This is a genomic window from Acinetobacter sp. ANC_7682 (assembly GCF_056779795.1).
The window spans coordinates 1-26,144 of the sequence record NZ_JBWYIQ010000025.1; the positions used below are offsets into that span (position 1 = coordinate 1).

At 37.9% G+C, this 26,144-nt stretch carries 26 protein-coding genes and 1 pseudogene; 14 read left to right on the plus strand and 13 right to left on the minus strand.

All coding sequences use genetic code 11. The features are described from left to right. Nucleotides 1-252: 252 nt before the first annotated feature. Together AC1M9D_RS10255 and AC1M9D_RS10260 are read left to right on the plus strand one after the other, a co-directional pair. Nucleotides 253-1,170, plus strand: coding sequence for a matrixin family metalloprotease (locus tag AC1M9D_RS10255; protein WP_481596648.1), 918 nt, complete (start codon nt 253-255; stop codon nt 1,168-1,170). Nucleotides 1,171-1,270: 100 nt separating this feature from the next. Next, nucleotides 1,271-1,645, plus strand: a complete 375-nt coding sequence (locus AC1M9D_RS10260; protein ID WP_035270344.1) for a hypothetical protein — start codon at nt 1,271-1,273, stop codon at nt 1,643-1,645. Nucleotides 1,646-1,703: 58 nt separating this feature from the next. Here the strand turns inward: AC1M9D_RS10260 and AC1M9D_RS10265 are convergent, their stop codons facing one another. The 3 genes from AC1M9D_RS10265 to purE form a co-directional block, all read right to left on the minus strand. After that, nucleotides 1,704-2,984, minus strand: a complete 1,281-nt coding sequence (locus AC1M9D_RS10265; RefSeq protein ID WP_481612110.1) for a lytic murein transglycosylase — start codon at nt 2,982-2,984, stop codon at nt 1,704-1,706. A 631-nt stretch (nt 2,985-3,615) separates the two neighbouring features. Continuing rightward, nucleotides 3,616-4,737: a 5-(carboxyamino)imidazole ribonucleotide synthase gene (locus AC1M9D_RS10270; RefSeq protein WP_481598072.1), complete on the minus strand. Its 1,122-nt coding sequence runs from the start codon at nt 4,735-4,737 to the stop codon at nt 3,616-3,618. A 15-nt stretch (nt 4,738-4,752) separates the two neighbouring features. Further along, nucleotides 4,753-5,265, minus strand: a complete 513-nt coding sequence (gene purE, locus AC1M9D_RS10275) for a 5-(carboxyamino)imidazole ribonucleotide mutase (RefSeq protein ID WP_035270333.1) — start codon at nt 5,263-5,265, stop codon at nt 4,753-4,755. Between the two features lie 287 nt (nt 5,266-5,552). Here purE and AC1M9D_RS10280 point away from each other — a divergent pair, with 287 nt between their 5' ends. Continuing rightward, nucleotides 5,553-6,815, plus strand: a complete 1,263-nt coding sequence (locus tag AC1M9D_RS10280; protein WP_481612111.1) for a DUF2254 domain-containing protein — start codon at nt 5,553-5,555, stop codon at nt 6,813-6,815. A gap of 16 nt (nt 6,816-6,831) precedes the next feature. Here the strand turns inward: AC1M9D_RS10280 and AC1M9D_RS10285 are convergent, their stop codons facing one another. Continuing rightward, nucleotides 6,832-7,176 carry a DMT family protein gene (locus tag AC1M9D_RS10285; protein WP_035270328.1) on the minus strand — a complete coding sequence of 115 codons (345 nt, stop codon included), beginning with the start codon at nt 7,174-7,176 and terminating at the stop codon, nt 6,832-6,834. Between the two features lie 252 nt (nt 7,177-7,428). Between AC1M9D_RS10285 and mpl the strand changes: the two genes are divergently transcribed. Next, nucleotides 7,429-8,799 (plus strand): UDP-N-acetylmuramate:L-alanyl-gamma-D-glutamyl-meso-diaminopimelate ligase, encoded by a 1,371-nt coding sequence (mpl, locus tag AC1M9D_RS10290; protein ID WP_481612112.1) that lies wholly within the window; start codon nt 7,429-7,431, stop codon nt 8,797-8,799. Between the two features lie 33 nt (nt 8,800-8,832). On the opposite strand, the gene AC1M9D_RS10295 is transcribed toward mpl, so the two are convergent. Further along, complete coding sequence (locus AC1M9D_RS10295; protein ID WP_035268576.1) at nt 8,833-9,120, minus strand: GNAT family N-acetyltransferase; 288 nt, start codon at nt 9,118-9,120, stop codon at nt 8,833-8,835. A 21-nt stretch (nt 9,121-9,141) separates the two neighbouring features. Further along, nucleotides 9,142-9,429, minus strand: coding sequence for a GNAT family N-acetyltransferase (locus tag AC1M9D_RS10300; protein ID WP_035268578.1), 288 nt, complete (start codon nt 9,427-9,429; stop codon nt 9,142-9,144). A 636-nt stretch (nt 9,430-10,065) separates the two neighbouring features. On the opposite strand from AC1M9D_RS10300, the gene AC1M9D_RS10305 reads away from it, so the two are divergent. Further along, nucleotides 10,066-11,028 carry a TerC family protein gene (locus tag AC1M9D_RS10305; protein ID WP_481612113.1) on the plus strand — a complete coding sequence of 321 codons (963 nt, stop codon included), beginning with the start codon at nt 10,066-10,068 and terminating at the stop codon, nt 11,026-11,028. Nucleotides 11,029-11,096: 68 nt separating this feature from the next. Here the strand turns inward: AC1M9D_RS10305 and AC1M9D_RS10310 are convergent, their stop codons facing one another. After that, nucleotides 11,097-11,660, minus strand: a complete 564-nt coding sequence (locus AC1M9D_RS10310; RefSeq protein WP_481593977.1) for a nucleotidyltransferase family protein — start codon at nt 11,658-11,660, stop codon at nt 11,097-11,099. A gap of 164 nt (nt 11,661-11,824) precedes the next feature. On the opposite strand from AC1M9D_RS10310, the gene AC1M9D_RS10315 reads away from it, so the two are divergent. The 5 genes from AC1M9D_RS10315 to AC1M9D_RS10335 all read left to right on the plus strand — a co-directional run bounded on the left by AC1M9D_RS10315 (nt 11,825) and on the right by AC1M9D_RS10335 (nt 15,427). Beyond that, a complete protein-coding gene (locus AC1M9D_RS10315; protein WP_481612114.1) occupies nt 11,825-12,880 on the plus strand; it encodes a Rieske 2Fe-2S domain-containing protein in 1,056 nt (351 codons plus the stop codon). 52 nt (nt 12,881-12,932) lie between these two features. Further along, nucleotides 12,933-14,264, plus strand: a complete 1,332-nt coding sequence (gene guaD / locus AC1M9D_RS10320; RefSeq protein WP_481612115.1) for a guanine deaminase — start codon at nt 12,933-12,935, stop codon at nt 14,262-14,264. Beyond that, nucleotides 14,230-14,361: a hypothetical protein gene (locus AC1M9D_RS10325; protein ID WP_257219949.1), complete on the plus strand. Its 132-nt coding sequence runs from the start codon at nt 14,230-14,232 to the stop codon at nt 14,359-14,361. Before guaD ends, AC1M9D_RS10325 begins: the two co-directional genes overlap by 35 nt. Before the next feature lie 136 nt (nt 14,362-14,497). Next, nucleotides 14,498-15,025 carry a hypoxanthine phosphoribosyltransferase gene (gene hpt, locus AC1M9D_RS10330; protein WP_035268589.1) on the plus strand — a complete coding sequence of 176 codons (528 nt, stop codon included), beginning with the start codon at nt 14,498-14,500 and terminating at the stop codon, nt 15,023-15,025. Nucleotides 15,026-15,175: 150 nt separating this feature from the next. Beyond that, nucleotides 15,176-15,427: a GlsB/YeaQ/YmgE family stress response membrane protein gene (locus tag AC1M9D_RS10335; RefSeq protein WP_035268591.1), complete on the plus strand. Its 252-nt coding sequence runs from the start codon at nt 15,176-15,178 to the stop codon at nt 15,425-15,427. 50 nt (nt 15,428-15,477) lie between these two features. On the opposite strand, the gene AC1M9D_RS10340 is transcribed toward AC1M9D_RS10335, so the two are convergent. Then, nucleotides 15,478-16,179: a DsbC family protein gene (locus AC1M9D_RS10340; RefSeq protein WP_481612116.1), complete on the minus strand. Its 702-nt coding sequence runs from the start codon at nt 16,177-16,179 to the stop codon at nt 15,478-15,480. 217 nt (nt 16,180-16,396) lie between these two features. Between AC1M9D_RS10340 and AC1M9D_RS10345 the strand changes: the two genes are divergently transcribed. Beyond that, nucleotides 16,397-17,590, plus strand: coding sequence for an MFS transporter (locus AC1M9D_RS10345; RefSeq protein ID WP_481612117.1), 1,194 nt, complete (start codon nt 16,397-16,399; stop codon nt 17,588-17,590). A gap of 47 nt (nt 17,591-17,637) precedes the next feature. Here AC1M9D_RS10345 and mnmE read toward each other — a convergent pair whose 3' ends face one another. The 5 genes and pseudogenes from mnmE to rpmH all read right to left on the minus strand — a co-directional run bounded on the left by mnmE (nt 17,638) and on the right by rpmH (nt 21,733). Then, nucleotides 17,638-19,002 (minus strand): tRNA uridine-5-carboxymethylaminomethyl(34) synthesis GTPase MnmE, encoded by a 1,365-nt coding sequence (mnmE, locus tag AC1M9D_RS10350; RefSeq protein WP_481612118.1) that lies wholly within the window; start codon nt 19,000-19,002, stop codon nt 17,638-17,640. Between the two features lie 80 nt (nt 19,003-19,082). Further along, nucleotides 19,083-20,837, minus strand: a complete 1,755-nt coding sequence (gene yidC, locus AC1M9D_RS10355) for a membrane protein insertase YidC (RefSeq protein WP_035268599.1) — start codon at nt 20,835-20,837, stop codon at nt 19,083-19,085. Nucleotides 20,838-20,842: 5 nt separating this feature from the next. Further along, nucleotides 20,843-21,164 (minus strand): annotated as a pseudogene (yidD, locus tag AC1M9D_RS10360) (membrane protein insertion efficiency factor YidD). 9 nt (nt 21,165-21,173) lie between these two features. After that, a complete protein-coding gene (gene rnpA / locus AC1M9D_RS10365) occupies nt 21,174-21,566 on the minus strand; it encodes a ribonuclease P protein component (RefSeq protein ID WP_035268604.1) in 393 nt (130 codons plus the stop codon). Between the two features lie 32 nt (nt 21,567-21,598). Next, the gene (gene rpmH / locus AC1M9D_RS10370) at nt 21,599-21,733 is read right to left on the minus strand and encodes a 50S ribosomal protein L34 (protein WP_000831329.1); all 135 of its coding nucleotides are present in this window, start codon (nt 21,731-21,733) and stop codon (nt 21,599-21,601) included. A gap of 644 nt (nt 21,734-22,377) precedes the next feature. Here rpmH and dnaA point away from each other — a divergent pair. The 3 genes from dnaA to recF all read left to right on the plus strand — a co-directional run bounded on the left by dnaA (nt 22,378) and on the right by recF (nt 26,128). Next, nucleotides 22,378-23,763 carry a chromosomal replication initiator protein DnaA gene (gene dnaA, locus AC1M9D_RS10375; RefSeq protein WP_481612119.1) on the plus strand — a complete coding sequence of 462 codons (1,386 nt, stop codon included), beginning with the start codon at nt 22,378-22,380 and terminating at the stop codon, nt 23,761-23,763. Nucleotides 23,764-23,867: 104 nt separating this feature from the next. Then, entirely contained in the window at nt 23,868-25,016 is a 1,149-nt protein-coding gene (gene dnaN, locus AC1M9D_RS10380) for a DNA polymerase III subunit beta (RefSeq protein ID WP_092768709.1), read from the plus strand. A 29-nt stretch (nt 25,017-25,045) separates the two neighbouring features. Then, nucleotides 25,046-26,128, plus strand: a complete 1,083-nt coding sequence (gene recF, locus AC1M9D_RS10385; RefSeq protein WP_481612120.1) for a DNA replication/repair protein RecF — start codon at nt 25,046-25,048, stop codon at nt 26,126-26,128. Nucleotides 26,129-26,144 lie beyond the last annotated feature (16 nt).

Below are 26,144 nucleotides of genomic sequence, written 5' to 3' on the forward strand. Positions count from 1 at the left end.
TAGATTTTTTCTTCCCTTGCAACCCCTTATTTCACTTATTTTCAACGGGTGTTGCTTTTTTCGTCTAAAAAGATGAAAAACATGAATTTTCACTCGTTTTTTAATCATTATTCATATTTATTTTCATCATTCATTTAAATTTTACGAATAATTTTCATTTTTATACACACTGGAGCTCATATATTTTGATGTTTTATTTTCTAAAATGTTTTTTTAGGCTACATTGAATAAAAATTAAGTTGAATTGCTCGCATGATGCGCTCCATTATTCTGATCTTTTCCTTTTTATGCGTTGCATATTTTGCTGTACAACGTTTTATTCATCCTCAATTAAATCACAATTCAACTTTAGATCGGCTTCAACACCCCATTGATCAACGCCTAAGATATCGTATTGGGTTTATTGACCCAAGATTTCAACTTGATACAGAGGCATTACGCCAAATAACTCAAGAGGCAGCGAATATCTGGGAAAATCAAACTCAACAAAAGTATTTCGTTTACGACCCCAATGCTCGTCTTACAATTAATCTCATTTTTGATGAACGTCAAAATGAATCCAATTATAGAAAGCATACGCTAAAGCAATTTGAAAATAGCAAATCATTAGCCGACCAAATGAGATTACAGCTAGAGCAAGAATCACAACAACTTGAATTTTTAAAACAGCAAATTGAACAGCAGCAACACAACTATAGTAATGATCTAGATCAACATAATAATTTCGTCCACCACATTAATGGCTTAAACACATCTATTACAGATTCACAACTTCAGCAGATCAATAACTCTAAGACACGGCTCACACAGCAGAAGCTTGGGATTGAAAGCAATATTGAACGATTTAACATCTTACGAACAGAACTCAACGATAAAGTTGAAAAATTCAACCAATCCCAACACCAACAACGTAAAGCTATTAATGAGTTTAACCAAGTTTTTCAAGCCAAAATGTTCCACAAAGGCGAGTTTAATGGTCGTGAAATCAATATTTATGAATTTCAATCTATAGATGAGCTTCGAATCACATTAGCTCACGAATTTGGCCATGCATTAGGTCTTCAGCATACTAATGACCCCAATGCCTTAATGTATCCAATTCTAGAAAAGCAGAATTTCTCCAATTTTAAATTGACTACTGCCGACCTCGAACTGCTAAAAAGTCGATAAAATCAGCGCCACAGCTCAATCCCATAATTAAATTACGGATTTAATTGAATAGTTTTGAATTCGTGTTAAGGTATTTTAAAATTAATCAGAGGAGAGAGACGTGAGTTATTATCATATTATTCTTGAGGTAAATGATCATATCAGCACGATCGAGGAAACTCGTGATATTGAAATATTTGATATTGTCGAGCTTCAACCTTATCTCTACTCAATTTTACTGCCATATTTCAATAAACAACTCATCGAACTCGATGATGAGAACATTAAATTCGAAGACGTCTTACATATTCAAATTAAGCAAACATTATTACCTATTCAAGATTTAATTGAAGAGGAACAACGCCAGCTTCCAAGCGATACAGATGTCACCATTACAGCTTATGAAATTTTTAACGATCGAGAATTAAGTCAAGATGTAACCTTAGTCATTTTTGACTTACTCGATGCTGTTAAAATCGATCGCTCTATTATTTAGAAACATCATCACAAAAAAAGGTCAACCTATGTTGACCTTTTTTAATCCGAGAACCTATTTATTGCATCATCAGCTGAGCCTGCTCATTTCTAAATGCACTCAATATCTGCTGTCCCGCTCGACCTGTAGGATTTAAGCCCAATCGGGTTTGCTCTTGACGAATTGCCTGTCGAGTTTTATCCCCAATTAAACCATCAATCGCACCAATATCGTAACCGCGCCGGATTAAATAGCGTTGAATTTCTCGGCGTTCTGCTCTTGATGTACCAGGATCATCAGTCGGCCAAGCTTTTGCAATTTTAGCTTTTCCTTGCAATCGATCTGATAAATGTGCGATTGCCAACGCATAACTTTCTGCTGCGTTATAACTATATATAGCATCAAAATTTTTAAATACTAGAAAGACCGGCCCAGCACTGCCAGCAGGCGCAAGCAACCCAGCTTGAGAAGATGCAGAAAGATTACCCTGAATTAAAGGGGAGCCATCCACTCTATTCAATCCTTGATTGACCCAATAAGACAATGCTTTCTTATTACGTCGCCCCTCACCTACAACTAACATTCCTGCAGGAATCTGCACTTCAAATCCCCAAGGTTGACCAGTTTGCCATCCTCTTTTCTTCAAAAAATTTGCTGTTGAAGCCAAAGCGTCTGGAATACTCGAGACTAGATCACGTCGTCCATCACCATCAAAATCTACAGCAAGCTCATCATAGGTTGAAGGCATAAACTGAGTATGACCAAAAGCCCCTGCCCACGATCCTCTCAATTGTTCTTCCCGAACATCACCACGCTGTAAAAGTTTCATGGTGGTAAAAAATTCACCTCTAAAATACGATTGACGGCGCCCCTCACAGCTTAAAGTTCCCAAAGCTTGAAGCAATGGATAGCGTCCAGAAATATCACCATAGTTACTCTCAACTCCCCAAACTGCAACCACCATTTCAGCTGGAATGCCATAAGCCACACTTACACGGTCAAGTGTTTCTCGATGCTGTCGAAGTTTCTGTTGCCCCAATTGAACACGTTCATCATCAACTAAACCTGACAAATAATCCCAAATTGGCGTCGAAAATTCAGGCTGATAATTTAAACGTTCAATCACAGAATAGTCAGGAGTTAAATTCTGCGTGTAACGATCATACGTCGCCGAGCTAACCCCTCTAGTGATCGCTTGTGATTTTAAATTCGAGATGCATTGCTGAAAATTAGGAGCGGATGACACAGTTGGCGTCATGGATGGCGAGGCTGTCACAGACTGACCATTAATAATCAACTCAGCATGAGTTTGAGACATCGCTAAAAAAAATGAACCTATCGTGAGTGCAAGCCGTTGCATAAGACCCTGTAATTCTAAAATGTTGGAATTATGTCTTTACCTTAACAGCTCACTCTAAAAATTAAAGCATCGAATCGTAAATTTAAATTCATACTTTCTACTTTTTTAAATTTATTTTGAAAATTTAAATTTAAAAACTTATCCACAACCTAGTTTTAAATTCATTTGTTATTGAATTTAAATTTAAACCGCCACACAACATTTAAATTCAAAAAACTTATCCACAGTCATCCAACACCACAAATCAACATAAATCATTGAAAATTATAAATATTAAAATAATTTAATTTACTCAATAGATAAGAATTTAGATACAAATCTTTAAATACATTTTTGAATTCAAACCTCAATAGTAACTTTGAATTCAAAATATCCTGCAAGCCTATTATTTTGAATTTAAACCCACTTTGAATTCAAAGTTAAGATGGCTCACATAAGCCATAATCAAACTTATACACAGTTCAAAATATGTATTCTAATCAGAACTAATAGTTTAATTATTATGCAATTTTTTTAAAATTTCATCCGACCAATGGCAAGTGATTTTTAAAGAGGCGCAATCATGCCTTAAACAAGATAAATAAAAAAGCGACCACTCGTGTGATCGCTTTTTTTATCAGCAACTTAAAATCTAGATGGTCATATCTTCACTTAATGCTAATGGGTTTGGTAAAATTTTCGACAATTGGCGACAGAGTGTAGTCAATTCTGAGCTATCGATTGGCATTAAGGTAATATGACCAATTTTACGACCTTCACGTTCTGACTTGTTATAAAGGTGCAAATGTGCACCCTCTAAAGCCAACACATCTTCAGTCTTTGGATGCTGACCAATAATGTTCACCAATACCGTTGGACGAATCATCTCAGTTGAACCCAAAGGTAAGCCTGCAACAGCACGGATATGGTTTTCAAACTGAGAGCACACAGCACCCTCAATCGACCAATGACCTGAGTTGTGTACACGTGGCGCCATCTCATTAGCATATAAGCCTTTGTCCGTCACAAATAGCTCAAGCGTCAGCACACCAACATAGTTCAAATGGTTAAGCAAGCGAGTGATGTAATCTTGTGCTACAGGTTGTAGATCTACACTGTTCGGTGCAGGGACAATCGAGTGCGATAAGATACCATTGTGATGGTGGTTCTCAGCCAATGGCCATGTTTTCACATCACCATTCTGACCACGTACTGCAATGATTGACACTTCACGCGAGAAAGTCACAAAACTTTCAGCAATCAATTCACCCGCAGGACCAAGTTCTGCCCATGCTTGATCAATTTGATCCGCTGTGCGTAAGACAAACTGACCTTTACCATCATAACCACCACGTGAAGTTTTTAGTACGATTGGAAGACCAAGTTCAGCAACTGCGTTTTGTAAACTCTCTAGTGATGTCACCGCTTTGTAAGGTGCTACTGGAATGTCCAACTCATCAAATAACGCTTTTTCAGACAAGCGATGCTGAGCAATCGCTAAAGCCTGACGCGGGGGATGCAGTTGCTTGGTTTCAGTTAATATGTCTACATCTGACAATGGCGTATTTTCAAATTCTAAAGAAAAGACTTCTGCACTATTAATGAAATCCTGTAAGCCATTTTTAGCTTGAGTTGAGATCACTGGACCCAAAGCAGCAGAAGGGCAGTCTGTACTTGCTTCAAAAAAAGTACATTGAATATTTAATGGAAGTGCCGCCTGCGCCATCATTCGACCCAATTGACCGCCACCAAAAATACCGATGGTTTTATCCATAAGATTTCTCTCGAATTAAGCTTGACCAGGAATATTTTTACTCGCAACTTTCTCAGTTTGCGCTAAACGAAAATCGGCTACATTCTTTGCAATATCTGGGCGAGTTAAACCTAAAATTTGTGCCGCCATAATCGCAGCATTGGTCGCACCTGCAGGACCAATTGCCAATGTACCGACAGCAATACCTGCTGGCATTTGTACAATGGAAAGCAATGAATCAACACCATTCAAGATCGAAGATTTAACCGGCACACCTAGAACAGGAAGATCAGTCTTCGCTGCGCACATACCCGGTAAATGCGCTGCACCACCAGCACCCGCAATAATCACTTGGATACCACGATCACGAGCTTGCTCAGCATATTCAAACAAACGATCTGGCGTACGGTGTGCTGACACAACTTCCGCTTCAAAAGGTACACCAAGCTGATTCAACATATTGGCAGTGTGTTCGAGTGTCGCCCAGTCTGACTGAGAGCCCATGATAATTCCAACGAGAGGAGTGTCTTGTGAAGCGGCCGCATTCATTGCAATGTTTCCAGAGATTAAAGTAAGAGAGATAAATCTCGACGAGAGCCAAGCTTTAATAAGAACTCACTATTATAGACTGAAAATGAATAGGTCTAAAGTTAAGCTGATAAAATAAGGATTAAAAATATATACTTGTTAATAGACATAAAAAAAGATTTTTATGATTGGTCATTGTTCTGCCTCATCCACCTTAAACATCTGGCTCATTCAAGATAAATTGAAATTGAATTTGGATTAAACTGAACTAAGCCATTCAAATTAAAAAATAAAAAGGAGAATATAGAATGTGGTTTAAACTGAAATTATGGTGGAATAACCCTGCAGAAAATTTATGGTTTACACCAGCACTTGGAGCTTTATTAGCGATTTTTTTCTCTTTATTTGCAACTGCAAGTCGTTATTTTATTCCATCACACGCGGTTCCAAATATCAGTATTGAAACACTAAGTAGCCTACTGGATATCATTGCTTCGAGTATGCTGGCGGTCACTACATTTTCACTTTCGATTATGGTCGCCGCATTTGCTTCAGCTTCATCGAGTGGTACGCCACGTGCTTATAAGCTGATGATGAATGATGATAATACTCGTCTCGCAATTACCAGTTTTATTTCCGCATTTATCTATGCCGTCATCGCAAAAATCGCTTTGGGTTTACAATATTATGGCGTTTCGGGTCGTTTTGTCTTATTTGTAAGTACCATTTTGGTTCTCATTTATTTGATTGTGACACTGATTCGTTGGGTACAAACATTGTCTCAGCTTGGCACATTAACCAATGCTATTTCTAAAATTGAAACAGCAGCATCTCAAGCTTTAAGTACATTCCGTACACACCCCAACTTTGGCGCTTCTGGACAAAAACCATTGGGCGAAAGCCAACTCAAAATACACCCAAAACAGACAGGTTATTTTACTCATTTTGATATTGAGTCCTTAAATCTTCTTGCTCAAACTCACAATGCACATATTCATCTTGCTTTTCTTCCTGGGAAATTTGTAGACCCATCACTGGTTCTGATTGAAGTCTTTGCAGAAAATCTAATAGATGATGAAGAATTAAAAAATTTAGAACAACAAATTCATGAATACGTAATTATCGAAACGAACCGTAGCTTTTTACAAGACCCAAGATTTGGTTTATTGGTCATGAGCGAGGTTGGACAAAAAGCGATGTCAGCTGCAATTAATGATGTGGGTTCAGCAATTAGTGCGATCAATGCCTTAACGCGGATTATTATTGATAGTCAGCCAGATCCAGAACAGAAAACTTTTAATTTCTCGAATATCAGTGTCGATATGTTTGATATTCGTGAGTTTATTAGCAGTAGCTTTGCACCGATGGCACGGGACTGTGTAAGTAATATCGAATTAAATCAAAGAATAATTAAATGCTTATCCATGATTGAAAAAAATGTATCTGAACCGGAACTACGGGAAGCTGCTCATGAAATGGCACATGAAATCTTGGCACGCTGCTTAAAACATTTTGATTTTGAACCTGATCGTCAAAGATTAGTTCGGGAATATGAAAATAACTTTAGTTAATCTTCATCCTTTTGAATCATGGTGTTCTAAATACAAAATAGACACAACCACATAAGCAAAGTGCAGCCCATACATAATCTAATTTGAAAGGCTGTTTAAACATGAAAATCATGAAAGGAACAAATACCAATAGCGTAACGACTTCCTGAGTGATTTTCATTTGTCCCACAGCCCAGCCATTTTGAGCCAGCATCTTGGTTGCAGGAATCATTAAGCTGTATTCGAATAATGCAATGATCCAACTAAATAGAATGGCTTGCCATAAAGGGGCATCATGCGGCAAAAATTTTAAATGACCATACCACGCCAAAGTCATAAAGCAATTTGCTAAAATCAGAAGCAATAAAGGTAAATAAATCATTTAAATCTCAAGTTAAATCGTCCGCGTTATTCTACGATTAAATCATTTCGTTTCATCATACTAGATTAAAAATATTCATATATTTTAGCTCATAAGTTTAAAAATTTATTTCTGCAAAATTTTACGGAATGCCTTCTAATAATCACTATCTTTTCACCAAGACCCTTGTTATCGTTGACAACAAATCAAATAACACATGACAACAGCACCAAAAAGATGTTTGTGTCGAAAAGAGTAGTGGAGTAAATCATCATGCATCTGCATATTTTGGGAATCTGTGGCACCTTTATGGGATCTTTAGCACTGTTAGCTCGAGACCTAGGGCACACAGTGACAGGCTCGGACCAAAATGTGTATCCACCTATGTCGACACAACTCGAAAATGCGGGTATTACCTTAATGCAAGGTTATGACCGTAGTCATTTGCAACCACACCCAGATTTAGTGATCGTTGGTAATGCCATGAAACGTGGAATTGATGCCGTTGAATACATGCTAAATCAGGGGTTACCCTATATCTCTGGACCACAGTTCCTTGCCGACCATGTGTTACAAGGTAAACATGTATTAGGGGTTGCTGGTACGCACGGAAAAACAACCACTACCACGATGTTAGCTTGGGTATTAGATCAAGCGGGCTTGGAACCGGGCTTTTTAATTGGTGGTGTACCACTTGGATTTAAAGAAAGTGCTCGTCTCGGCGGAGGTCAATATTTCTGTGTAGAAGCAGATGAATACGACTCTGCATTCTTTGATAAACGATCTAAATTTGTTCATTACCATCCAAAGACAGCTATTCTAAATAATCTTGAATTTGATCATGCAGATATCTTTGATGATCTCGCTGCCATTCAAAAACAATTTCATCATTTGGTTCGTACTATTCCAAGTGAAGGCTGTATCATCGCACCAATCACTGAATCAAATATTGATGAAGTTTTGGCACAAGGCTGTTGGACACCGATCGTCCGTACATCGCTTGAATCTAATGATCAAGCAACTATCTCTGCAAACCAACTTTCTGTAGATGGTACTCATTTCCAAGTCTTAAAAGACGGTGAAATAAAAGGTACAGTCCAATGGTCAATGACAGGTCAACACTCCGTTGCAAATGCTTTAGCAACCATTGCAGCTGCAGAGCATGTAGGTGTTTCCATTGAAACCGCATGCGAAGCATTATCCAATTTTGGTGGTGTAAAACGCCGTATGGAGCTCCTCGATACAATTCGAGGCATTGAAGTTTTTGATGATTTTGCTCATCATCCAACAGCAATTGACACAACACTGGATGGTGCTCGTAAGCGACTAGGCGAACGTAAACTGTGGGCGATTATTGAGCCTCGCTCAAATACGATGCGAATGGGAAGCCACAAAGATGGTTTAGCATATTCTGCTCGATTGGCAGATGAAGTGATTTGGTATCAACCGGAGGGTTTAGATTGGGATCTACAACCTGTTGTTGAAGCTGCTCCGAATAAAGCTGTGGTAGCGCGTACTTTAGAAGAGATCATTCGAAATGTCGTGAATGAAGCAGGCGAGGGGGATGCCGTTGTGATCATGTCAAATGGTGGATTTGGTGGTTTGCATCAAAAACTCATTCAAGCACTCAAAGCAAAAGAATAAATAAAAAAGCCCGCTCTGCGGGCTTTTTTATATTTAAGCGATAACGTCATGATATTCATTATGAAAACGCTTAAACATGACAACCACATAAGAGCAAGTTGGAACAATTTTTAATTTTTCTGTACGAGCAAATTCTACAAGTCGATCTAACAATAACTTTGCAGTTCCTTGTCCACGTAAACGATCATCGACCCAAGTATGATCAGCTATAATGATCTGTGGAGTTTGGTAACGATAGCTGATTTCTGCAATTCTTGATTGATCTGCGTCCGTGAGATAAAACTCACCGCCTTTCACACTATCGATATGTTCAAACTGCATATGACCGCTCACTGTATGATTTTATTTAAACAGAACATCATGGATTGCTTCATCTTTGTTGAAAACAGATTTAGCAAATGGACAAAGCGGTAGGATTTTAACATTCTTTTGACGAGCTAATTCCACCGCACGGTCAACAAGTTGACGTCCCACGTTTTGCCCTCTTAATGAATCATCAACCCAAGTATGATCAATAATAAATTTATCTTCACCTGCCCATGAATAAGTCATTTCAGCTAAATGATGGCCATCTTCACCAATAAAAAACTCACCTTTTGATCCATTTTCTTGATGTTTAATTTCTAACATTATCATTATCCTATCATTCGTTATTAAATATAGATTAGAACGACATATTTACATAACACTATGAAAAAATGGGACAAACTTGTCTATCAATTACAAATTCAAAACTTTAATTTATTTTAAAAAAAGAAATATTATAAAAAACAAAAATATATATTGTCAGTCATAATCATTAAATGTTATTTTTTTAATATATAAATGTATTATTATTGTTAAAACATTAATGAGTAAATGAAATGGATATCTATTTAATATCAATTGTAGTATTGATCATCATTGCAATAATCTTATTAATTTCAATTTTTAAAGACAAATTTAATAACCCATTTAAATAATTTGCACACAACTTATAAGTGTGTCATCCTTTGTGCACTCGAAATCAAATGAAACGATTTCAACGTAATTTATTATCAAATTTGAACAAGGGGAGTAGCCTCCTCCAACAGTACTTAAATACTGTGTCAGAATATCGTCATTACACTTTGAAAGAAGTCGGTATCTGAGCATCATTTCGATTATCTAAAATGCATAATCAAAATGGTGTAGGCAAGACCTTGATCATGTTGTTTCAGAATTATTATCTGGCAACTGGTCGAGGTTTTTTTATGCCAAAATCAATTGCCAGTATTGGAGATCACTATGGAAACCATAGGCAATATTTGGCTTTATGTCATTTTTTTTGGCATCGTCACGATTATGCTCTTAATTGACTTTCTAGGTTTTAAACAAAAAGAAGGTCAAGAAGTTAAAGTTAGAACTGCTGCTTATTGGAGTATTGCTTGGGTCACTGTCGCAACACTTTTTGGTGGTGGACTATGGCTATATCTAGAAAATACCGCTGGTGTAAACGTAGCCAATACAAAAGTTATGGAATATTTTGCTGGCTACTTACTGGAAAAGTCGCTTGCAATTGATAACGTCTTTGTGTGGCTAATGATTTTTGCTGCATTCGCTATACCTCCTGCACTTCAACGTCAATTACTCCTTTATGGTGTATTAGGCGCTATTATTCTCAGAACAATTTTTATTTTTATCGGTGCGTGGTTCGTTCAGGAATTTTCGTGGATCCTCTATATCTTCGGTGCTTTCCTTGTATACACTGGATTTAAATTCCTTAAAGGACAAGAGGATGATCCAAATATTGAAGATATGGCCATTCTGAAATGGCTACGTAAACACATGCGAATTACTCCACAGTTGGAAGGAAATAAGTTTTTCGTAAGGCAAAATGGCGCTCTATGGGCAACCCCATTATTTTTAGTGCTGATTTTAGTCGAGGCATCTGATGTTATTTTTGCAGTCGATTCTATTCCAGCGATTTTTGCGGTGACCACTGATCCTTTTATCGTCCTTACAGCTAACTTGATGGCTATCCTTGGTCTACGGGCTATGTTTTTCTTACTGTCTGGAGCTGCTTCAAAAATGCATTATTTGCCTTATGGACTTGGGGCTATTTTAATTTTTATCGGTTTCAAAATGCTTATGCTTGACGTATTCCATATGCCAATTTGGATTTCATTAAGTTTTATCGTTATTGTCCTTTCAATTACAGCATGGCTTTCAATCCGTTATAGTAAAAAACATCATCAAACGACCTTATAAGGTCAAACTTTGTTGGATTCAATAAAGCCTTCATCTGAAGGCTTTATTTATATCATTAGATGAGCAATCTAATTCACAATGCTTAACTCAGGCCATCGTTCCAAAAAACATTTTGACTTAACCCTATGTTCAAAGACTCCACGTGAAACCAAACGATTATTCCACCTTAATTTTAAAGTAAATAAATCTTCAAGCCCCAAAGGGGCGAGGATTTCAATATGATTATTCTCCATTAATTTGATAGCGATTGCGGTTGCCGTTTCTGGCCAAAAACTCATAGCATGATGTACTGAAGTATATGGATCAATTTGAGCACCTTCATCAGTTCTGTACCAATGATGTACCAGAGCTTGATTTGTAATGTCCCAATGAATATTAGGATATCTATGTTGAAGTGCACCCTTTAAATAATTTCGTCTCTCATCCATTTTTTCTGAAGGATCAAAATAAATGACATCAATTTCAGTTTCAAAAATAGAATAATTTTGATTATGTAAATAAGACCAGATCCAATTTCGAATCAAGCCCGCACTAAAATAGGCCGCACTATCAATCTGCCGTAAACAATGTAAAAGTTCATAAATATCTGCATTAGATCGTATTAAATGGCTTAACTTCTCATATAAGTCCATGGGTAAATTCACTTTATATATTTTGATTAGAATTTAATATTTCCACTCAGCTCTCCAATTTTAAATGTTAAGAGACGGTTGGCAAAGATCTTGCATCATCTCCAAAGAAAAAAGCTCAGTAAATTTAGCGCAGCTCTTCGGAGCTCTTTTTTTAGGAAATGACGATGAATATGATTCCCGCATTAAATCCACTCAGTGCACCTTGCCAATGTAGTTTCGACTTACAAGATTGGGAAATTCTCGCGCAATATTGGTATCCAGTGGCTCGTATTCAAGATATTTCAACCACACCACATCAGGTCACTTTACTTGATGTAAAAATGGCGATTTACCAAACTGACAATGGGGAAATTCGATTAGTGCGTGATATCTGCCCTCATCGTGGTGTACCTCTAAGTAAAGGATGGGTAGAGGGTGAAGAAATTATTTGCCGATATCACGGTCTAAGATTCGACCTTGCTGGGAAGTGTACGAAAATTCCTGCTCAACCTGATTTAACTAAGATATCTGACCGTTTTAGCTTAACCCAATTTCCAGTAATTTTGAGATATGGACTGGTCTGGACTAGCTTGCATGGACGTGATTTTCAACACAATAATATTCCTCAACTTGACACTTGGGATCATCCTGATCATCAGTCTATTTTGCCTCCGTACGTTGATATTGCAGGTTCAGCAGGTCGTCAACTTGAAGGATTCATTGATGTAGCTCACTTTGCATGGGTGCATCACGAAGCTTTTGCAGATCGAAACAACCCAGTTGTACCGAAATACCATACTGAGAGAACAAACTATGGTTTAAAAACAATTTATATTAGTGGTGTCAGTAATTACCCGCATGCTTTGAAACACTTAGAGCCAGAAGGTTTTGAGTGGAAAAGGACTTTTGATATTTACCCACCATTTTCAGCGATATTAACTGTAGATTTTCCAGACAATGGGATTTTAAAAATCTTGAATGCGTGTTGTCCTGTATCGGTCAATCAAACCAGATTATTTGTTCCTTTGACGCGTAATTTTGATCAGACTGGAGATTTACAAGCAGTCTATGATTTTAATGCCCAAATTTTTGCCGAAGACCAAGACATCGTAGAATCGCAAAAACCTGAAGAATTACCACTTGATTTAATGATGGAAGCGCATTTTGAGGCTGATCGATCTTCGACTACTTATCGTCGTATTCTCGCAGAGTGGGGGCTCAGCAAACGATATACAGTTTAATTAAGATAGATCAGTTACAATCAACCGAAAAAATTAAAAGTGTAGGTTTTAAATGTCTTCTGTAGTTGCATCGACGGCGATTCGCGGTCGCTTCCTAGATATTCAGAATACGGTTGCCCAAGCGCGTGAAATTCACGACCAAGTGCGTTACGTAGAAGATGGTTTATTGATTACTCAAGCGGGTAAAATTCAATGGTTTGGTCGTTGGGAAGATGGGCAACAACAGCTCCATCAGCTTGAATCCTCTATTCAAGTTGAGCATTACCCAGATCAACTGATTGTTCCTGGTTTTATCGATACGCATATTCACTTTCCTCAAACTGAAATGGTAGGTGCGTATGGCGAACAATTACTCGAATGGCTGAATACTTATACCTTTCCTACAGAAATCCAATTTCAAGACAAAGCTTATGCAGACCAAATTGCACACTTTTTTGTCAATGAGCTGCTGAAAAATGGCACAACGACTGCATTGGTTTTTTGTACAGTTCACAAAGAATCTGTTGATGCACTATTTGAAGCGGCAGAACAATACCAGATGCGCTTGATTGCAGGCAAAGTATTAATGGATCGTCATGCACCTGAAGCACTGACAGACACCGCTGAAACCGCTTATACAGATAGCAAAGAATTGATTGAGAAATGGCATGGTAAAGGTCGAAGCCTTTATGCCATTACGCCTCGCTTTGCGCCTACCTCTACACCAGAACAATTAAAAAGAGCAGGGCAGTTAAAAACTGAATATCCTGATGTATATATTCATACTCATTTGAGTGAAAACACCAATGAAATCGCTTGGGTGAAAGAGCTTTTTCCTGAGCAAAATGGCTATTTAGATGTGTATCACCACTATGGATTAACAGGCAATAAATCTGTTTTCGCTCACTGTGTTCATTTAGAAGAGCATGAATGGGATTGTATGCATCAAACAAACTCTGCAATCGCCTTCTGCCCGACTTCAAACCTCTTTCTAGGAAGTGGATTGTTTCCATTGAAAAAAACCTGGGATAAACAAGTCAAAGTCGGTCTTGGCACAGATATCGGTGCGGGGACTTCATTTAATCAGCTTCAGACGTTGAATGAAGCCTATAAAGTTCAACAACTCCAAGGCGACAAATTATCTGCATTTGAATCGCTTTATCATGCGACCCTAGGTGGAGCAAAAGCATTAGCGCTCGAGGATAAACTTGGTAACTTTAATATTGGAAAAGAAGCGGATTTTGTTGTATTAAATTTGAATGCCACTGCATTACAAACATTAAGACAACAACGCGCTAAAAATATTGAAGATGCACTTTTCGCATTGTTTACCATGGGTGATGATCGAAATATTGAGGCGACTTATATTTATGGACAAAAAGCATATCAACAATCAGCATCCTAATGCTCAGACTCAACCACAACACCCAATTAAAAAATATGTGTTGATTGGTGCTGTATTCTTAGTTTGTGCTGTCGTACTAAAACGCGATGCGCATTAATAAACCATTAGTTTACATTTCGTTTTTTTAAAAAGGGTGCAACATTCTGGGATATGTTTTAAAATCGAAGCATATTTCAGGTGTTGCAGGTCAACACCTTTTTTAATTTTAGAATTGTTGTTTTAGGTATCTACCCATGACCATTGACATGAAAGTGTTGATTTCCGCTGAAGAAATTCAAGCGAAAGTTAATGAACTTGGTAATCAAATTAATGCTCACTATGCAAATAGTGATCGAGAATTGGTTCTTGTAGGCTTACTTCGCGGTTCAGTGATTTTCATGGCAGACCTATGCCGCACAATTGAAAAACCACACGAACTCGACTTTATGACAGTTTCAAGTTACGGCAGTGGAACGACTTCTAGTCGTGATGTTAAAATTCTAAAAGACCTTGATGGTGAAATTCGTGGTAAAGATGTTCTTGTCGTAGAGGACATCATCGATTCAGGCAATACGCTGAGTAAAGTGGTAGAAATCCTTGAAACTCGTGAGCCAAACTCTATCAAACTTTGCACGCTGATCAGTAAGCCTTCTCGAAGAGAAATCGATTTGGAAGTAGAGTTTCTAGGATTTGAAGTTGAAGATAAATTTATCGTAGGTTATGGACTAGATTACGATCAAAAATACCGTCACATTCCATTCATTGGTGAAATCGGTCTGTAATTTTTTTTTAAGAAAGTGGCATATGCCACTTTTTTTATAAACAACAAAATAACAACAACATGTAGCGTGATTCTTCTTTTCAAACATCGATACATAATCAACTATATTTGAGCGACACAATAAAAATTCATGATAAAAAGGAGAACAAATATGTTTTCACTTATTGGAGCTATTCTTATCGGTTTTATAGCAGGTTTAATTGCTCGCGCAATTCATCCTGGTGACGATAAAGCAGGTTTCATTGTCACGACGTTATTAGGTATTGCTGGTTCATTACTTGCTACATATGGTGGACGCCTTCTTAATATTTATCCCGAAGGTTCATCGGCAGGTTTTATTGCTTCAGTCATAGGCGCAATTATCGTTCTGTTTATTTATAACCTCGTTACCAAAAAATCTTAATCAAAAAAAGCACCTTGTTAAGGTGCTTTTTCATTCCTATGACCTAGATTTTACAAGTTCAGCTCTTTCCAAATTTTTTCAATTTCTGAAGCTGGATAAGCGCCTGTTACCTTAAATCCATTTTCAAAAATAATTGCTGGCGTTCCTTGAACACCTAGACGACGTCCAAGTTCCAAATTTCGTTCAATAGGGTTTGAACAATCAGCTTGGGCTGTTGGTTGTTGATTCTTTTGTAAAAGGGCATTCCATGCAAACTCACGGTTTGCGGAGCACCAAACTTGTTTAGAGGGCTGGATCGATTGAGATTTAATTGGATACATAAACGTATAAATTGTCACATCTTTTAACTGGCTTAAATTATTTTCAAGCGTCTTACAATATGGGCAATTTGGGTCAGAAAAGATCGCGAGCTGACGCTTACCATTCCCCCTTACAGTCTTAATGGCATCTTGAAGTGGAAGTTGTTTAAAGTCGACTGAGTTATGTTTCAGCACCAAATCACGTGTTAAATTTTTTTGATCTTCGATACGAATCATTGATCCAAAGAATAAATGCTTAGCTTCTTCATCAATATAAATAATCTGATTGTCTAAAGATCCGCTATAGAGACCTTTCATATCAGTTTTTTGTAAATTTTGAATATTCAATTTTGGGTGCTGTGTTTTAATTTTCTGATGAAGCAATTCAATATTCGCAAAGCTTGTACTTGTAGACAGTGCAAGTAAAACACTGATTAAAATTTTTTTATACATAAGTTGAACATATGTTTGATGGATATTGTTGCTTATTCTAATCTTCTACTTTCTACAAAGATCAGTTTTTATGTAATTTTAAACTTCATAAATTGTTTCACGTGAAACCAAATATGACAGTTGAATTTTAACTGATTGAAGATAATTGACTCGTGCTTAACAGTCGACATAGACTAATGAATCATCGTATCCGCACTGCTGTTCTATAAGACAAATAATGAATGAAAATCAATCGTGGCGAGATTTTATTCTCGTAAGTATCGCACTCTGTATCGGCACTATTGGAACAGCGCTTGCTAGCCCACTTTATCCAATTTACCAAGAATTATGGCGGTTAAACCCAAGCGATATCACCTTTATTTTCGTTTCCTACATGATAGGATGCCTGACCACCTTACTGTTTTTGGGCAGAACCAGTAATACCATTGGTTATGTAAAAACTATGCAACTTGGGCTCATTTTTATCACCATTGGCTTGTTAATGTCTATCTTTGCGAGCGATGTCATGTCTCTCTCATGGGGAAGATTTATCATTGGTATCGCATCTGGATTGATGACAACATCTGCTCTTATTGGGCTTATTCAAACTGTTCCAACTTCCCATAAACAAATTGCACCACAATTAAGCTCAATCATTACTGCTGTTGGATTTGGTTTAGGTCCCTTATTTGGGGGATTTTTTGCTGAATTTTTTGCATATCCTTTGGTAATACCTTATGTACCCATTGTGATAGGTTCAATATTTTGCTTCTTTAGTCTATTTACACTTAAACCTATACCTTTTGATGTGCAAAAATTTAATTTTGCTCCCAAATTATTAACGCCACAATCACATGATCGCACTCAATTTTTTATTCTTAGTTTGACTGCATTTTCTGTTTTTGCAGGATTTAGTTTATACGCCTCATTATCTCCTTCTTTTGTAAAAGACATCTTGCCTTGGCACGGTCCACTGATTAGTGGCTCTGCCATTACTGTCATTTTACTGATTTCAGCTGCGACACAATTTTTTTTAAGATCAATCAAACCGCAATCTAGCCTATTACTCGGTATCATGACTTGCTTCATGAGTGTGATCGCTTTATTCCTCTGTATGGAGTTTAAAATCAGCTGGTTATTCTTCCTAAGCGATGGTCTATTTGGGATTGGGCATGGTTTAGCTTTACTTGGGGCTTTCGGTCTTATTCATCACATGACCACACCTCACAATCGAGCCGCCGTCATGTCTACTTATCTCTTTATCGGCTATCTCGGAACGATTCTACCCATCCTAGCAGTAGGATATTTAGCTGACCATTTTGGGCTTACAAATGCAGTGATTTGGTTCTGTATTGCGATTTCAATCTTACTGATTGTTTTATTCATAAAGCAGATGAGGGTTAAGTCAAGCAAGTTACCTTTAGCCAATTAACAAAAAAGCCCATTACTGGGCTTTTTAAACCACAGATAAAAACTCGTTTACTTCCCGATACAGAAAGAGCCAAAGATTTTTCCGAGTAAATCATCCGCACTAAAATCACCAGTAATTTCACCTAATGCATTCTGTGCGAGACGTAACGATTCTGCGACGAGCTCTCCAGCATGGTAAACAACAAGTTGTTCACGAGCTTCCGCAAGATAAGATTGAGTGCGCTTCATTGCGTCTAGGTGGCGTGTTCTTGCAATAAAGGTATCTTCTTCAGGCTGAAAGCCTGCATGTGCTGTAATCGCATCTACAAGCGATTGAACACCCATTTCTTGCTTGGCTGAGACCGTAATGTGTCTAAAGCCTTGGAGATCAGCAACTTTAGCTTCACGATCTACTAAATCACATTTGTTAGCGATTAAAATTAAGCGTTTAGGATCGATATAATTAGCAAAGTAGGTATCTGCCAAATGCATCGGATCTTCACCTTGACTCAAATCGTAAACCAAGAGTAGGAGATCAGCATTTTCTATTTCTTTAATTGCTCGACGAATGCCTTCTTTCTCAACAATATCTCCCGTTTCACGCAGACCTGCGGTATCCGTCAGGGTAATTGGCAAACCATTTAGGCTTATTTTCTCATGTAGTACATCACGCGTTGTACCTGCTATGTCCGTTACAATCGCGCGTTCAACACCAGCCAATGCATTCAATAAACTCGATTTACCTGCATTGGGTTTCCCTGCAATCACCACTTGTAAACCTTCACGCAGAAGTTGACCTTGGCGTGCTGATTGTTGTACTGCACCCACTGATGCTTGCACATCTTCCAATAACGCTAAAATTTTTCCATCTGCAAGAAAATCAATTTCCTCTTCAGGAAAATCAATCGCCGCCTCAACATGTAATCGTAAGTGAATGAGTTTTTCTAATACTGTATTTACTTTGGCCGAAAATGCGCCTTGCAATGAACGTACTGCAGAACGAGCAGCTGCTTGTGAAGTAGCATCAATTAAATCAGCAATTGCTTCGGCTTGGACTAAATCCATTTTTCCATTTTCAAAAGCGCGCATTGAAAACTCACCCGCTTTTGCTGCAATTGCACCTAGCTCTAACAGTCGGCCCAATAATGTATTTTGAATCACTGGTCCACCATGACCTTGTAACTCAACTACATCTTCACCCGTAAAAGAATTCGGATTTGGAAAACAAATGACCAACCCTTCATCCATGACTTGCCCATTCGCATCAAGGAATTGACGAAATGCAGCATAACGAGCAGGTCCGAGTGCCTTACCAGTTAAAGCCTCTGCTATGGCATATGCCTTAGGACCAGACAGTCGAATTATACCTACACCTCCACGACCTGGCGGTGTTGCAATCGCAGCAATAGTGGTTTGATGTTGTAGGTTCGTCATTGAATTGATCTCAAAGCTAGGCAAAAAAAATCCGCCTAAGGATATCACCTTAAGCGGATCGATTCAGCTACTAACAAAACTTAGTTCGTAGATGCTGTATCTTCTTTTGCTAAGCGAGCTTTCTCAACACTCTTATTAATCAGACCTTGCTGAAGAATCGTGATCAAGTTGTTGACAATCCAGTAAAGCACAAGTCCAGCAGGGAAGAACAATAAGAATACCGTGAAAATAATCGGCATAAACTTAAAGACTTTTGCTTGCATTGGATCTGTCGGCTGTGGGTTCAACATTTGTTGAACATACATCGTCACACCCATCAACAATGGTAGGATAAACCATGGGTCCATTGCAGATAAATCTTGAATCCAACCTAACCAAGGAGCGTGGCGTAACTCAACAGACTCCATGAGCACCCAATACAAAGCCAAGAAAATTGGCATTTGAAGAAGTAAAGGTAAACAACCAGATAATGGATTGACTTGTTCACGCTTATAAAGTGCCATCATTTCTTGTGAGAAACGCATACGGTCTTCGCCGAACTCTTCTTTCATGCGTTGCATTTCTGGTGCAATCACACGCATTTTTGCCATAGAGCGATAGCTCTTAGATGAAAGAGGCCAAAGAATAAGTTTCACAAGAATTGTCAATAGAATAATTGACCAACCCCAGTTTCCAACAATGCCATGGAAGAATTGCAAACCTAAGAATAGCAATTTCGCAATTGGCCATAACCAACCATAATCAACCGTTTGATTTAAACCAGTTGCCAAGTCTTTTAATTCAGATTGAATTTTTGGACCTGAGTAGAATGTTGCATCAACAGTCATTGTTTTGCCAGCTGGTACATTAATGGTAGGCGAAGTAAAGCCAATGATATTCATACCATCAGCAGATTTACGTGACTCCATTTTTGCAGAATACGGCTGGTTACCGAAGTTACCAGGCACCCAAGCACTTACAAAGTAATGCTGAACCATTGCAACCCAACCACCTTGAGCCTCAACACTTAACTTTTCTTCATTAAAATTATCAAATTTTAATTTGTTATAGTGCTCATCAGGTGTACCCCAAGCACCACCTAAATAAGTGCCCAGCGTAAAGATTCCTTGATCAGTTTTACCTGGATCTTCAGAGTTGTCACGTTTGATCTGACCAAACATTTGACCTTGCCAGTTTTGCTGACTACGGTTAATCACTTGATAACTTACGTTAACTGGATATGCACCTTCTTGGAAAGTGAACGTTTTGATGATTTCAACACCATCAGCCGTTTTTAATACCATTGGTACTTTTAACACTTTCTCAGCTTCACCATCTTTATTGGTGGTTGCTTGAGCATCAGCTAAAGTATAAGTCGACTTTTCAAACTCAAATGTTGGACGTCCACTACGGCTACTGTCAGGTCCATTTAAACCAATTAAACCTGATTGAGCGACATAAGTACGTTTCTCATCATTTTCAAGCATAACGAACGGTTGTTCACTATTTTTACTTTTATCATGATTGAGTAGTTCAACACGGACAATGTCCCCACCTTTAGGGTTAATCCAAAGATGATATAAATCAGTTTGAACAGCAACTAATTGTTGATTTGCTGTTGCAGGTGTAGTTGTGTCTTGTTGTTCAGCTGCAATATTTGCTTGCGGTATATCAGTTAAACCCGCTGTCGTTTGGCTCGTTGGCAGATCAGCAGAAACATCTTGGGCAACGACGGCAGCAGGTGCTGTCGCAGCAGTTGTTTCAGTTTGACCATAGTCTTTTTGCCAAGCAAGAATAAGCAAATATGCGGTGACAAACATGGCCCCGAGAATTGCAAACCTGGCCCATTGTTGCATATCGATTACCCCAATTGGTTAGAGTGATTTTTGGTTCAATAAACGCTCACGCAAGGGTACAGTAACGTGAGTCATTTGAGAATCTATTTGCTGAAATGAAATAAAACGAATTGCTTTTTTGGGAACAGGATCATATCCACTTCCACCCCACGGATGGCAACGACAAATCCGTCGCGTTGCATACCAGACACCTTTAATCGGGCCATGTATATGAATAGCTTCTAACGAGTATTGAGAACAAGTTGGGAAATAACGGCAACGAGGTCCAAGGAGCGGACTAATCGCAATTTGATAGAAACGAATCAACCAATGCAATATACGGACCATTGGCCACCTCTAACTTTGAGGAGAGGGAACTGATATTTTATGATGTTTTTTTACAAGACGCTGTAGCTTCTGCCATGCAAATTGTAATTGCTTATGCAATTCAGCATTCGGAATTGACTCAATACCTACCTTAGGCATGACCACAATATCCAATAAATCTATATCTTGCTGATTTAAGCGAAAACTTTCGCGAGCAATACGTTTTATTCGATTTCTTTCATGTGCACGGCGCACTTTCTTTTTAGCAACAACAATACCTAAACGGCTTTTAGGCTGTTTAGTCGGTGTAGCTAAAAATAAGAAATGGGGTTGATGCACTTTAAAAAGCGCACCATCAAATACACCTTTGTAATCTGCAGCACAGCGGATTCTCACCTCTGGACTGAAACTATAAAGTGTCATAACACCCAAATCGTCGATAAACTAAACTGGTATTAAACAGTTAAGCTGTGACGACCTTTTGCACGACGACGAGCTAATACTTGACGGCCAGCTTTAGTCGCCATACGAGCACGGAAACCATGAACGCGTTTACGCTTTAATTCAGATGGTTGGAAAGTACGTTTCATATCGAAACTCCAAAGTTGGTGTTCTATAAAGGTTCGCGATTGTATTGTGCATTGTTTGTTCTGTCAATATTAAACAGTATTGTGTAACACTTTTGATGAAAGTTGCTTGACTCTGAGAAAGATACAAATTTGTTAAACAATCTATTTATACACAAAATAAATATATGTTTTTATTATAGTATTTAAGTTAACCACAGAAATATCCATAAACTTATACACAAGATGAAATTCAATTATGGCTGATTTTTAAATTTGAATTTAAATTTAAACACAAGGAATGATTATCCACAGAAAACAGAATCTTATTAAATAAATTCAAATTTATAAATTTAAATTTATTACTATTAGGGTTGTAATTTTCTATGGATAAGGCATTATTTTTTTTAAAATATATATACTTAGGTTGTTGATAACTATGTTTCCATATTTTTTATAGATTGTGGATAAGTTATTGTTTTTATTTATCCACAGTTTGTGGAAAACCTTATCCACACCCTGTTTTAAATTTAAATTTAGACTTTTAAATTTGATTATTTGTGGTTAAAGTTCAAAATTACTCATGACATATGTGGATAACTTGGGTATGATTGCCTCCCCAATCTCATGGGGTTGTTTTTAAATTTAAATGGAATGAGGGGTTTCACATGCTGTGGACAGACTGCTTAAATCGCTTGCGACAAGAGCTCTCAGATAATGTCTTTGCAATGTGGATACGTCCATTGGTTGCCGAAGAGGTAGATGGTGTTTTAAAGCTTTATGCACCTAATCCTTACTGGACACGCTATATTCAAGAACATCATTTAGAATTAATTAGCATTCTTGCAGAACAAATGTCTGAAGGACGTGTTTGTAAAGTTGAAATTTTAGTCGACTCACGACCAGGCGCGATTTTATCTGCTTCAGAGCAACCAGCGACAACAACTGCAGCGCTTGAGTCTTCAGCAGCAGCACCTGTAGTCAGAGCAAAAAAAGAAAGCAATGAGCAGCAAAATGCAAAAACATCAAAAAAACGATTATTAAATCCTCTGTTTAATTTTGCATTGTTCGTCGAAGGGCGTTCAAATCAGATGGCGGCAGAAACCTGCCGTAAAGTGTTAACTCAGTTAGGCGAACCTCAACATAACCCGTTATTTTTATACGGTCCGACCGGTTTAGGTAAAACACATTTGATGCAAGCAGTGGGTAATGCTTTATTACAAGCTAAACCAAATGCTCGTGTGATGTACATGACTGCTGAAAGTTTTGTTCAGGATTTTGTGAGCTCACTTAAACAAGGTAAAGTCGAAGAATTTAAAAAGAATTGCCGTTCACTAGATCTACTTTTAGTTGATGATATCCATTTACTTGCAGGTAAAGAAGCCAGCTTGGTTGAGTTTTTTTACACGTTTAATGCCTTATTAGATGAATCTAAACAAATTATTTTAACCTCAGATCGCTATCCTAAAGAGTTGACCGAGTTAGATCCTCGTTTGGTATCTCGCTTTTCATGGGGATTATCGGTAGGGGTAGAACCGCCTGATATTGAAACTCGAATTGAGATTTTACTTAAAAAAGCAGAAAGTAATGGTATCGATTTGCCTCGTAACTGTGCGCTCTTTATTGCGCAGCAGGTTGTGGCAAACGTACGTGAACTTGAAGGTGCATTAAATAAAGTCGTCGCGATTTCTCGTTTTAAAGGGACACCAATCGACTTAGATGTGGTGCGTGAATCACTGAAAGATGTTCTTGCGATTCGTGCTCGTACCATTAGCACCGAAAATATTCAGCGTGTAGTCAGTGAATATTTTCGTATTCCATTGAAAGAGCTGGTTGGACCTAAACGAACTCGTATTTATGCTCGACCACGTCAGTTAGCAATGGGGCTTGCGCGTGAATTAACGGGCGACAGTTTTCCTGAAATTGGCATGGCATTTGGTGGTCGTGATCACAGTACAGTCATGCATGCCTGTGAAAAAGTGCAGAGTTTGTGTGCTGAAGATCCTATCTTTAATGAAGATTACAAAAATTTAATGCGCTTATTACAAAGCTAAATCTGTTTAAATTCTATTCTTGCAATGCGGCATATTCTGCCGCATAGTACATGATTAAAGTGTTTTAGTCTGTCGTCGATATACTGTTTTAGAGGAAATCCATCGTGCGTTTGAAGATCGCGAAAGAAAGCTTACTCAATGTTTTGTCTCATGTTGTAGGTGCTGTAGAACGTCGCCATACGTTAAATATTCTTTCAAACGTCAAAGTTCAGGTTACTCAAGATGCACTGACGATTACAGGTTCCGATCTTGAAGTTGAACTTGTTGCGAGTACAACGCTTGTAGAGGGAGCATGTTTACAAGCAGGTCAAACCACAGTACCCGCACGTAAATTGATGGATATCTGTAAATCTTTGCCGACAGCAGCACTTATTGATTTACAAATCACAGAAGACCAGCGTTGTATTTTGAAATCTGGTAATAGCCGCTTTGTATTAGGAACATTATCTGCTGAGGATTACCCTTTATTAACGACTGAAAATAGCCAAGGGACTCAAGTTCAGGTGACTGAACGTGAACTAAAACGATTATTTGAAAAAACCTCTTTTGCGATGGCTGTTCAGGATGTCCGTTTTTATCTTACAGGCACTTTACTGGAAATTGATGAAAATCAGCTTCGTGCAGTGACGACAGATGGACATCGTCTTGCTCTTTGTGAAACATTGGCCAGTTCGAATGCTTCGCAGTTAGTGCAAGCAATTGTGCCTCGTAAAGCGGTCGGTGAATTACAGCGTCTATTGAGTATCGAAGATAATCAACTCTCGTTGTTAATTGGTCGTGAACTGCTGAATGTTACTTTGACAATTCCAAGCCGTGATAAAGAGCAGGGTGATATTACTGTTCGTATTACTACAAAATTAATTGATGGTAAATTCCCTGATTATCGACGTGTTATTCCTCGTGGCGGTGATAAAACAGTTACGATTGCACATGATATTTTCAAACAATCATTACAGCGAGTTGCTATTCTGAGTAATGAAAAATTACGTGGTGTATTTTTAAACTTTAATCCAGATTCACTGCAACTTCGTGCCAATAACCCTGAGCAAGATGAGGCAGTTGAAGATCTTGCGATTCAATACAATAATGCACCTATGGAAATGTCATTCAACGCACAATACATTTTGGATGTATTGAATGTGTTGGATGGTGATGATGTATTAATGACAATGACTGAGGCAAACCAATCTGTATTGGTTCAAGATCCTGCTCATCAAGATCAAACTTATGTCGTCATGCCGATGCGTGTTTAATGTTGTTTTTGATTTAGTTTAATCTGGTCATGTTTATTACGCGTTTAAATATCCAGCGTGTGAGAAATTTAAAAGCGGTTGCACTCCAAGAGTTGCAACCGTTTAATGTTTTTTATGGACAAAATGGTTCAGGAAAAACGTCTATATTAGAAGCAATTCACTTATTGGCCACTGGTCGATCTTTTCGTACACATATTCCTAAACATTACATTCAAAATCAAATGCAAGATGCGATTGTATTTGCACAGTCTGCTACTGAAAAGATAGGTATGCAAAAGCTCATTACGGGTGAGCAAAACATCAAAGTGAATGGGGATAGTATTGCTACACAGGGACAGCTAGCCAAAATTTTACCATTACAGCTTATTGACCCTCTGAGTACAGATATTATTGATCACGGAGCTAAACCAAGACGACAATTGCTTGATTGGTTAATGTTTCACGTGGAACCAGATTTTTATTATGCATGGCAATTTTATTCTAGAGCTTTAAAACAACGAAACAGCTTATTAAAATCAAAACGTAATCTGACGCTGCAAGATTTAGAAGCATGGAACAAAATGCTTAGTGAGTACGGTGAAATATTACATTTACAACGTCAGGCTATTGTTGAACAGTGGCAGATATTTTTTCAGCAAGATCTTAAAACGCTATTACCAGATATCGAGATCCATATGGAGTATGCAGCAGGCTTTCATGTGGAACATGGCTTGGCTGAAGACTTGATTTTGTATCATCAAAAAGACTGCGAAAGACGCTATACAGAATATGGTCCACACCGTGCAGATTTAAAGTTAAAAACCCCAACAGGAGATGCAGATGCCGTACTGTCACGGGGGCAAAAAAAATTATTAATCATGGCTTTAAAATTGTCACAGATCGCAATGTTGCATGCGTCTAATAAGGAAACTGTGGTATTATTAGATGATGTGACAGCAGAATTAGATATAACCGCACAACAACGTTTAATTGAGCGATTGAGCCAACTTGGTAGTCAAGTTTTCATTACCACTTTAGACCATGAATCTGTACAAAAGCATTTGCATGATTTGTCTATTTCTTATCAATTATTCAATGTTGAAAACGGTACTGTTCAAGTTGTTGTGCAATAATTTTTTGAAGTTTTCT

Excerpts from the sequence above, each read along its gene's own strand:
- AC1M9D_RS10325 (WP_257219949.1), top strand. The coding sequence starts at position 14,230 with ATGGACAAAAAGCATATCAACAATCAGCATCCTAATGCTCAGACTCAA.
- AC1M9D_RS10340 (WP_481612116.1), bottom strand. The coding sequence starts at position 16,179 with ATGTATAAAAAAATTTTAATCAGTGTTTTACTTGCACTGTCTACAAGT.
- AC1M9D_RS10345 (WP_481612117.1), top strand. The coding sequence starts at position 16,397 with ATGAATGAAAATCAATCGTGGCGAGATTTTATTCTCGTAAGTATCGCA.
- AC1M9D_RS10300 (WP_035268578.1), bottom strand. The coding sequence starts at position 9,429 with ATGTTAGAAATTAAACATCAAGAAAATGGATCAAAAGGTGAGTTTTTT.
- AC1M9D_RS10310 (WP_481593977.1), bottom strand. The coding sequence starts at position 11,660 with ATGGACTTATATGAGAAGTTAAGCCATTTAATACGATCTAATGCAGAT.
- AC1M9D_RS10255 (WP_481596648.1), top strand. The coding sequence starts at position 253 with ATGATGCGCTCCATTATTCTGATCTTTTCCTTTTTATGCGTTGCATAT.
- AC1M9D_RS10295 (WP_035268576.1), bottom strand. The coding sequence starts at position 9,120 with ATGCAGTTTGAACATATCGATAGTGTGAAAGGCGGTGAGTTTTATCTC.
- mnmE (WP_481612118.1), bottom strand. The coding sequence starts at position 19,002 with ATGACGAACCTACAACATCAAACCACTATTGCTGCGATTGCAACACCG.
- guaD (WP_481612115.1), top strand. The coding sequence starts at position 12,933 with ATGTCTTCTGTAGTTGCATCGACGGCGATTCGCGGTCGCTTCCTAGAT.
- recF (WP_481612120.1), top strand. The coding sequence starts at position 25,046 with ATGTTTATTACGCGTTTAAATATCCAGCGTGTGAGAAATTTAAAAGCG.
- yidC (WP_035268599.1), bottom strand. The coding sequence starts at position 20,837 with ATGCAACAATGGGCCAGGTTTGCAATTCTCGGGGCCATGTTTGTCACC.
- AC1M9D_RS10305 (WP_481612113.1), top strand. The coding sequence starts at position 10,066 with ATGGAAACCATAGGCAATATTTGGCTTTATGTCATTTTTTTTGGCATC.
- AC1M9D_RS10280 (WP_481612111.1), top strand. The coding sequence starts at position 5,553 with ATGTGGTTTAAACTGAAATTATGGTGGAATAACCCTGCAGAAAATTTA.
- hpt (WP_035268589.1), top strand. The coding sequence starts at position 14,498 with ATGACCATTGACATGAAAGTGTTGATTTCCGCTGAAGAAATTCAAGCG.
- rnpA (WP_035268604.1), bottom strand. The coding sequence starts at position 21,566 with ATGACACTTTATAGTTTCAGTCCAGAGGTGAGAATCCGCTGTGCTGCA.
- mpl (WP_481612112.1), top strand. The coding sequence starts at position 7,429 with ATGCATCTGCATATTTTGGGAATCTGTGGCACCTTTATGGGATCTTTA.
- rpmH (WP_000831329.1), bottom strand. The coding sequence starts at position 21,733 with ATGAAACGTACTTTCCAACCATCTGAATTAAAGCGTAAACGCGTTCAT.
- AC1M9D_RS10265 (WP_481612110.1), bottom strand. The coding sequence starts at position 2,984 with ATGCAACGGCTTGCACTCACGATAGGTTCATTTTTTTTAGCGATGTCT.
- AC1M9D_RS10285 (WP_035270328.1), bottom strand. The coding sequence starts at position 7,176 with ATGATTTATTTACCTTTATTGCTTCTGATTTTAGCAAATTGCTTTATG.
- AC1M9D_RS10335 (WP_035268591.1), top strand. The coding sequence starts at position 15,176 with ATGTTTTCACTTATTGGAGCTATTCTTATCGGTTTTATAGCAGGTTTA.
- purE (WP_035270333.1), bottom strand. The coding sequence starts at position 5,265 with ATGAATGCGGCCGCTTCACAAGACACTCCTCTCGTTGGAATTATCATG.
- AC1M9D_RS10315 (WP_481612114.1), top strand. The coding sequence starts at position 11,825 with ATGAATATGATTCCCGCATTAAATCCACTCAGTGCACCTTGCCAATGT.
- AC1M9D_RS10270 (WP_481598072.1), bottom strand. The coding sequence starts at position 4,737 with ATGGATAAAACCATCGGTATTTTTGGTGGCGGTCAATTGGGTCGAATG.
- dnaA (WP_481612119.1), top strand. The coding sequence starts at position 22,378 with ATGCTGTGGACAGACTGCTTAAATCGCTTGCGACAAGAGCTCTCAGAT.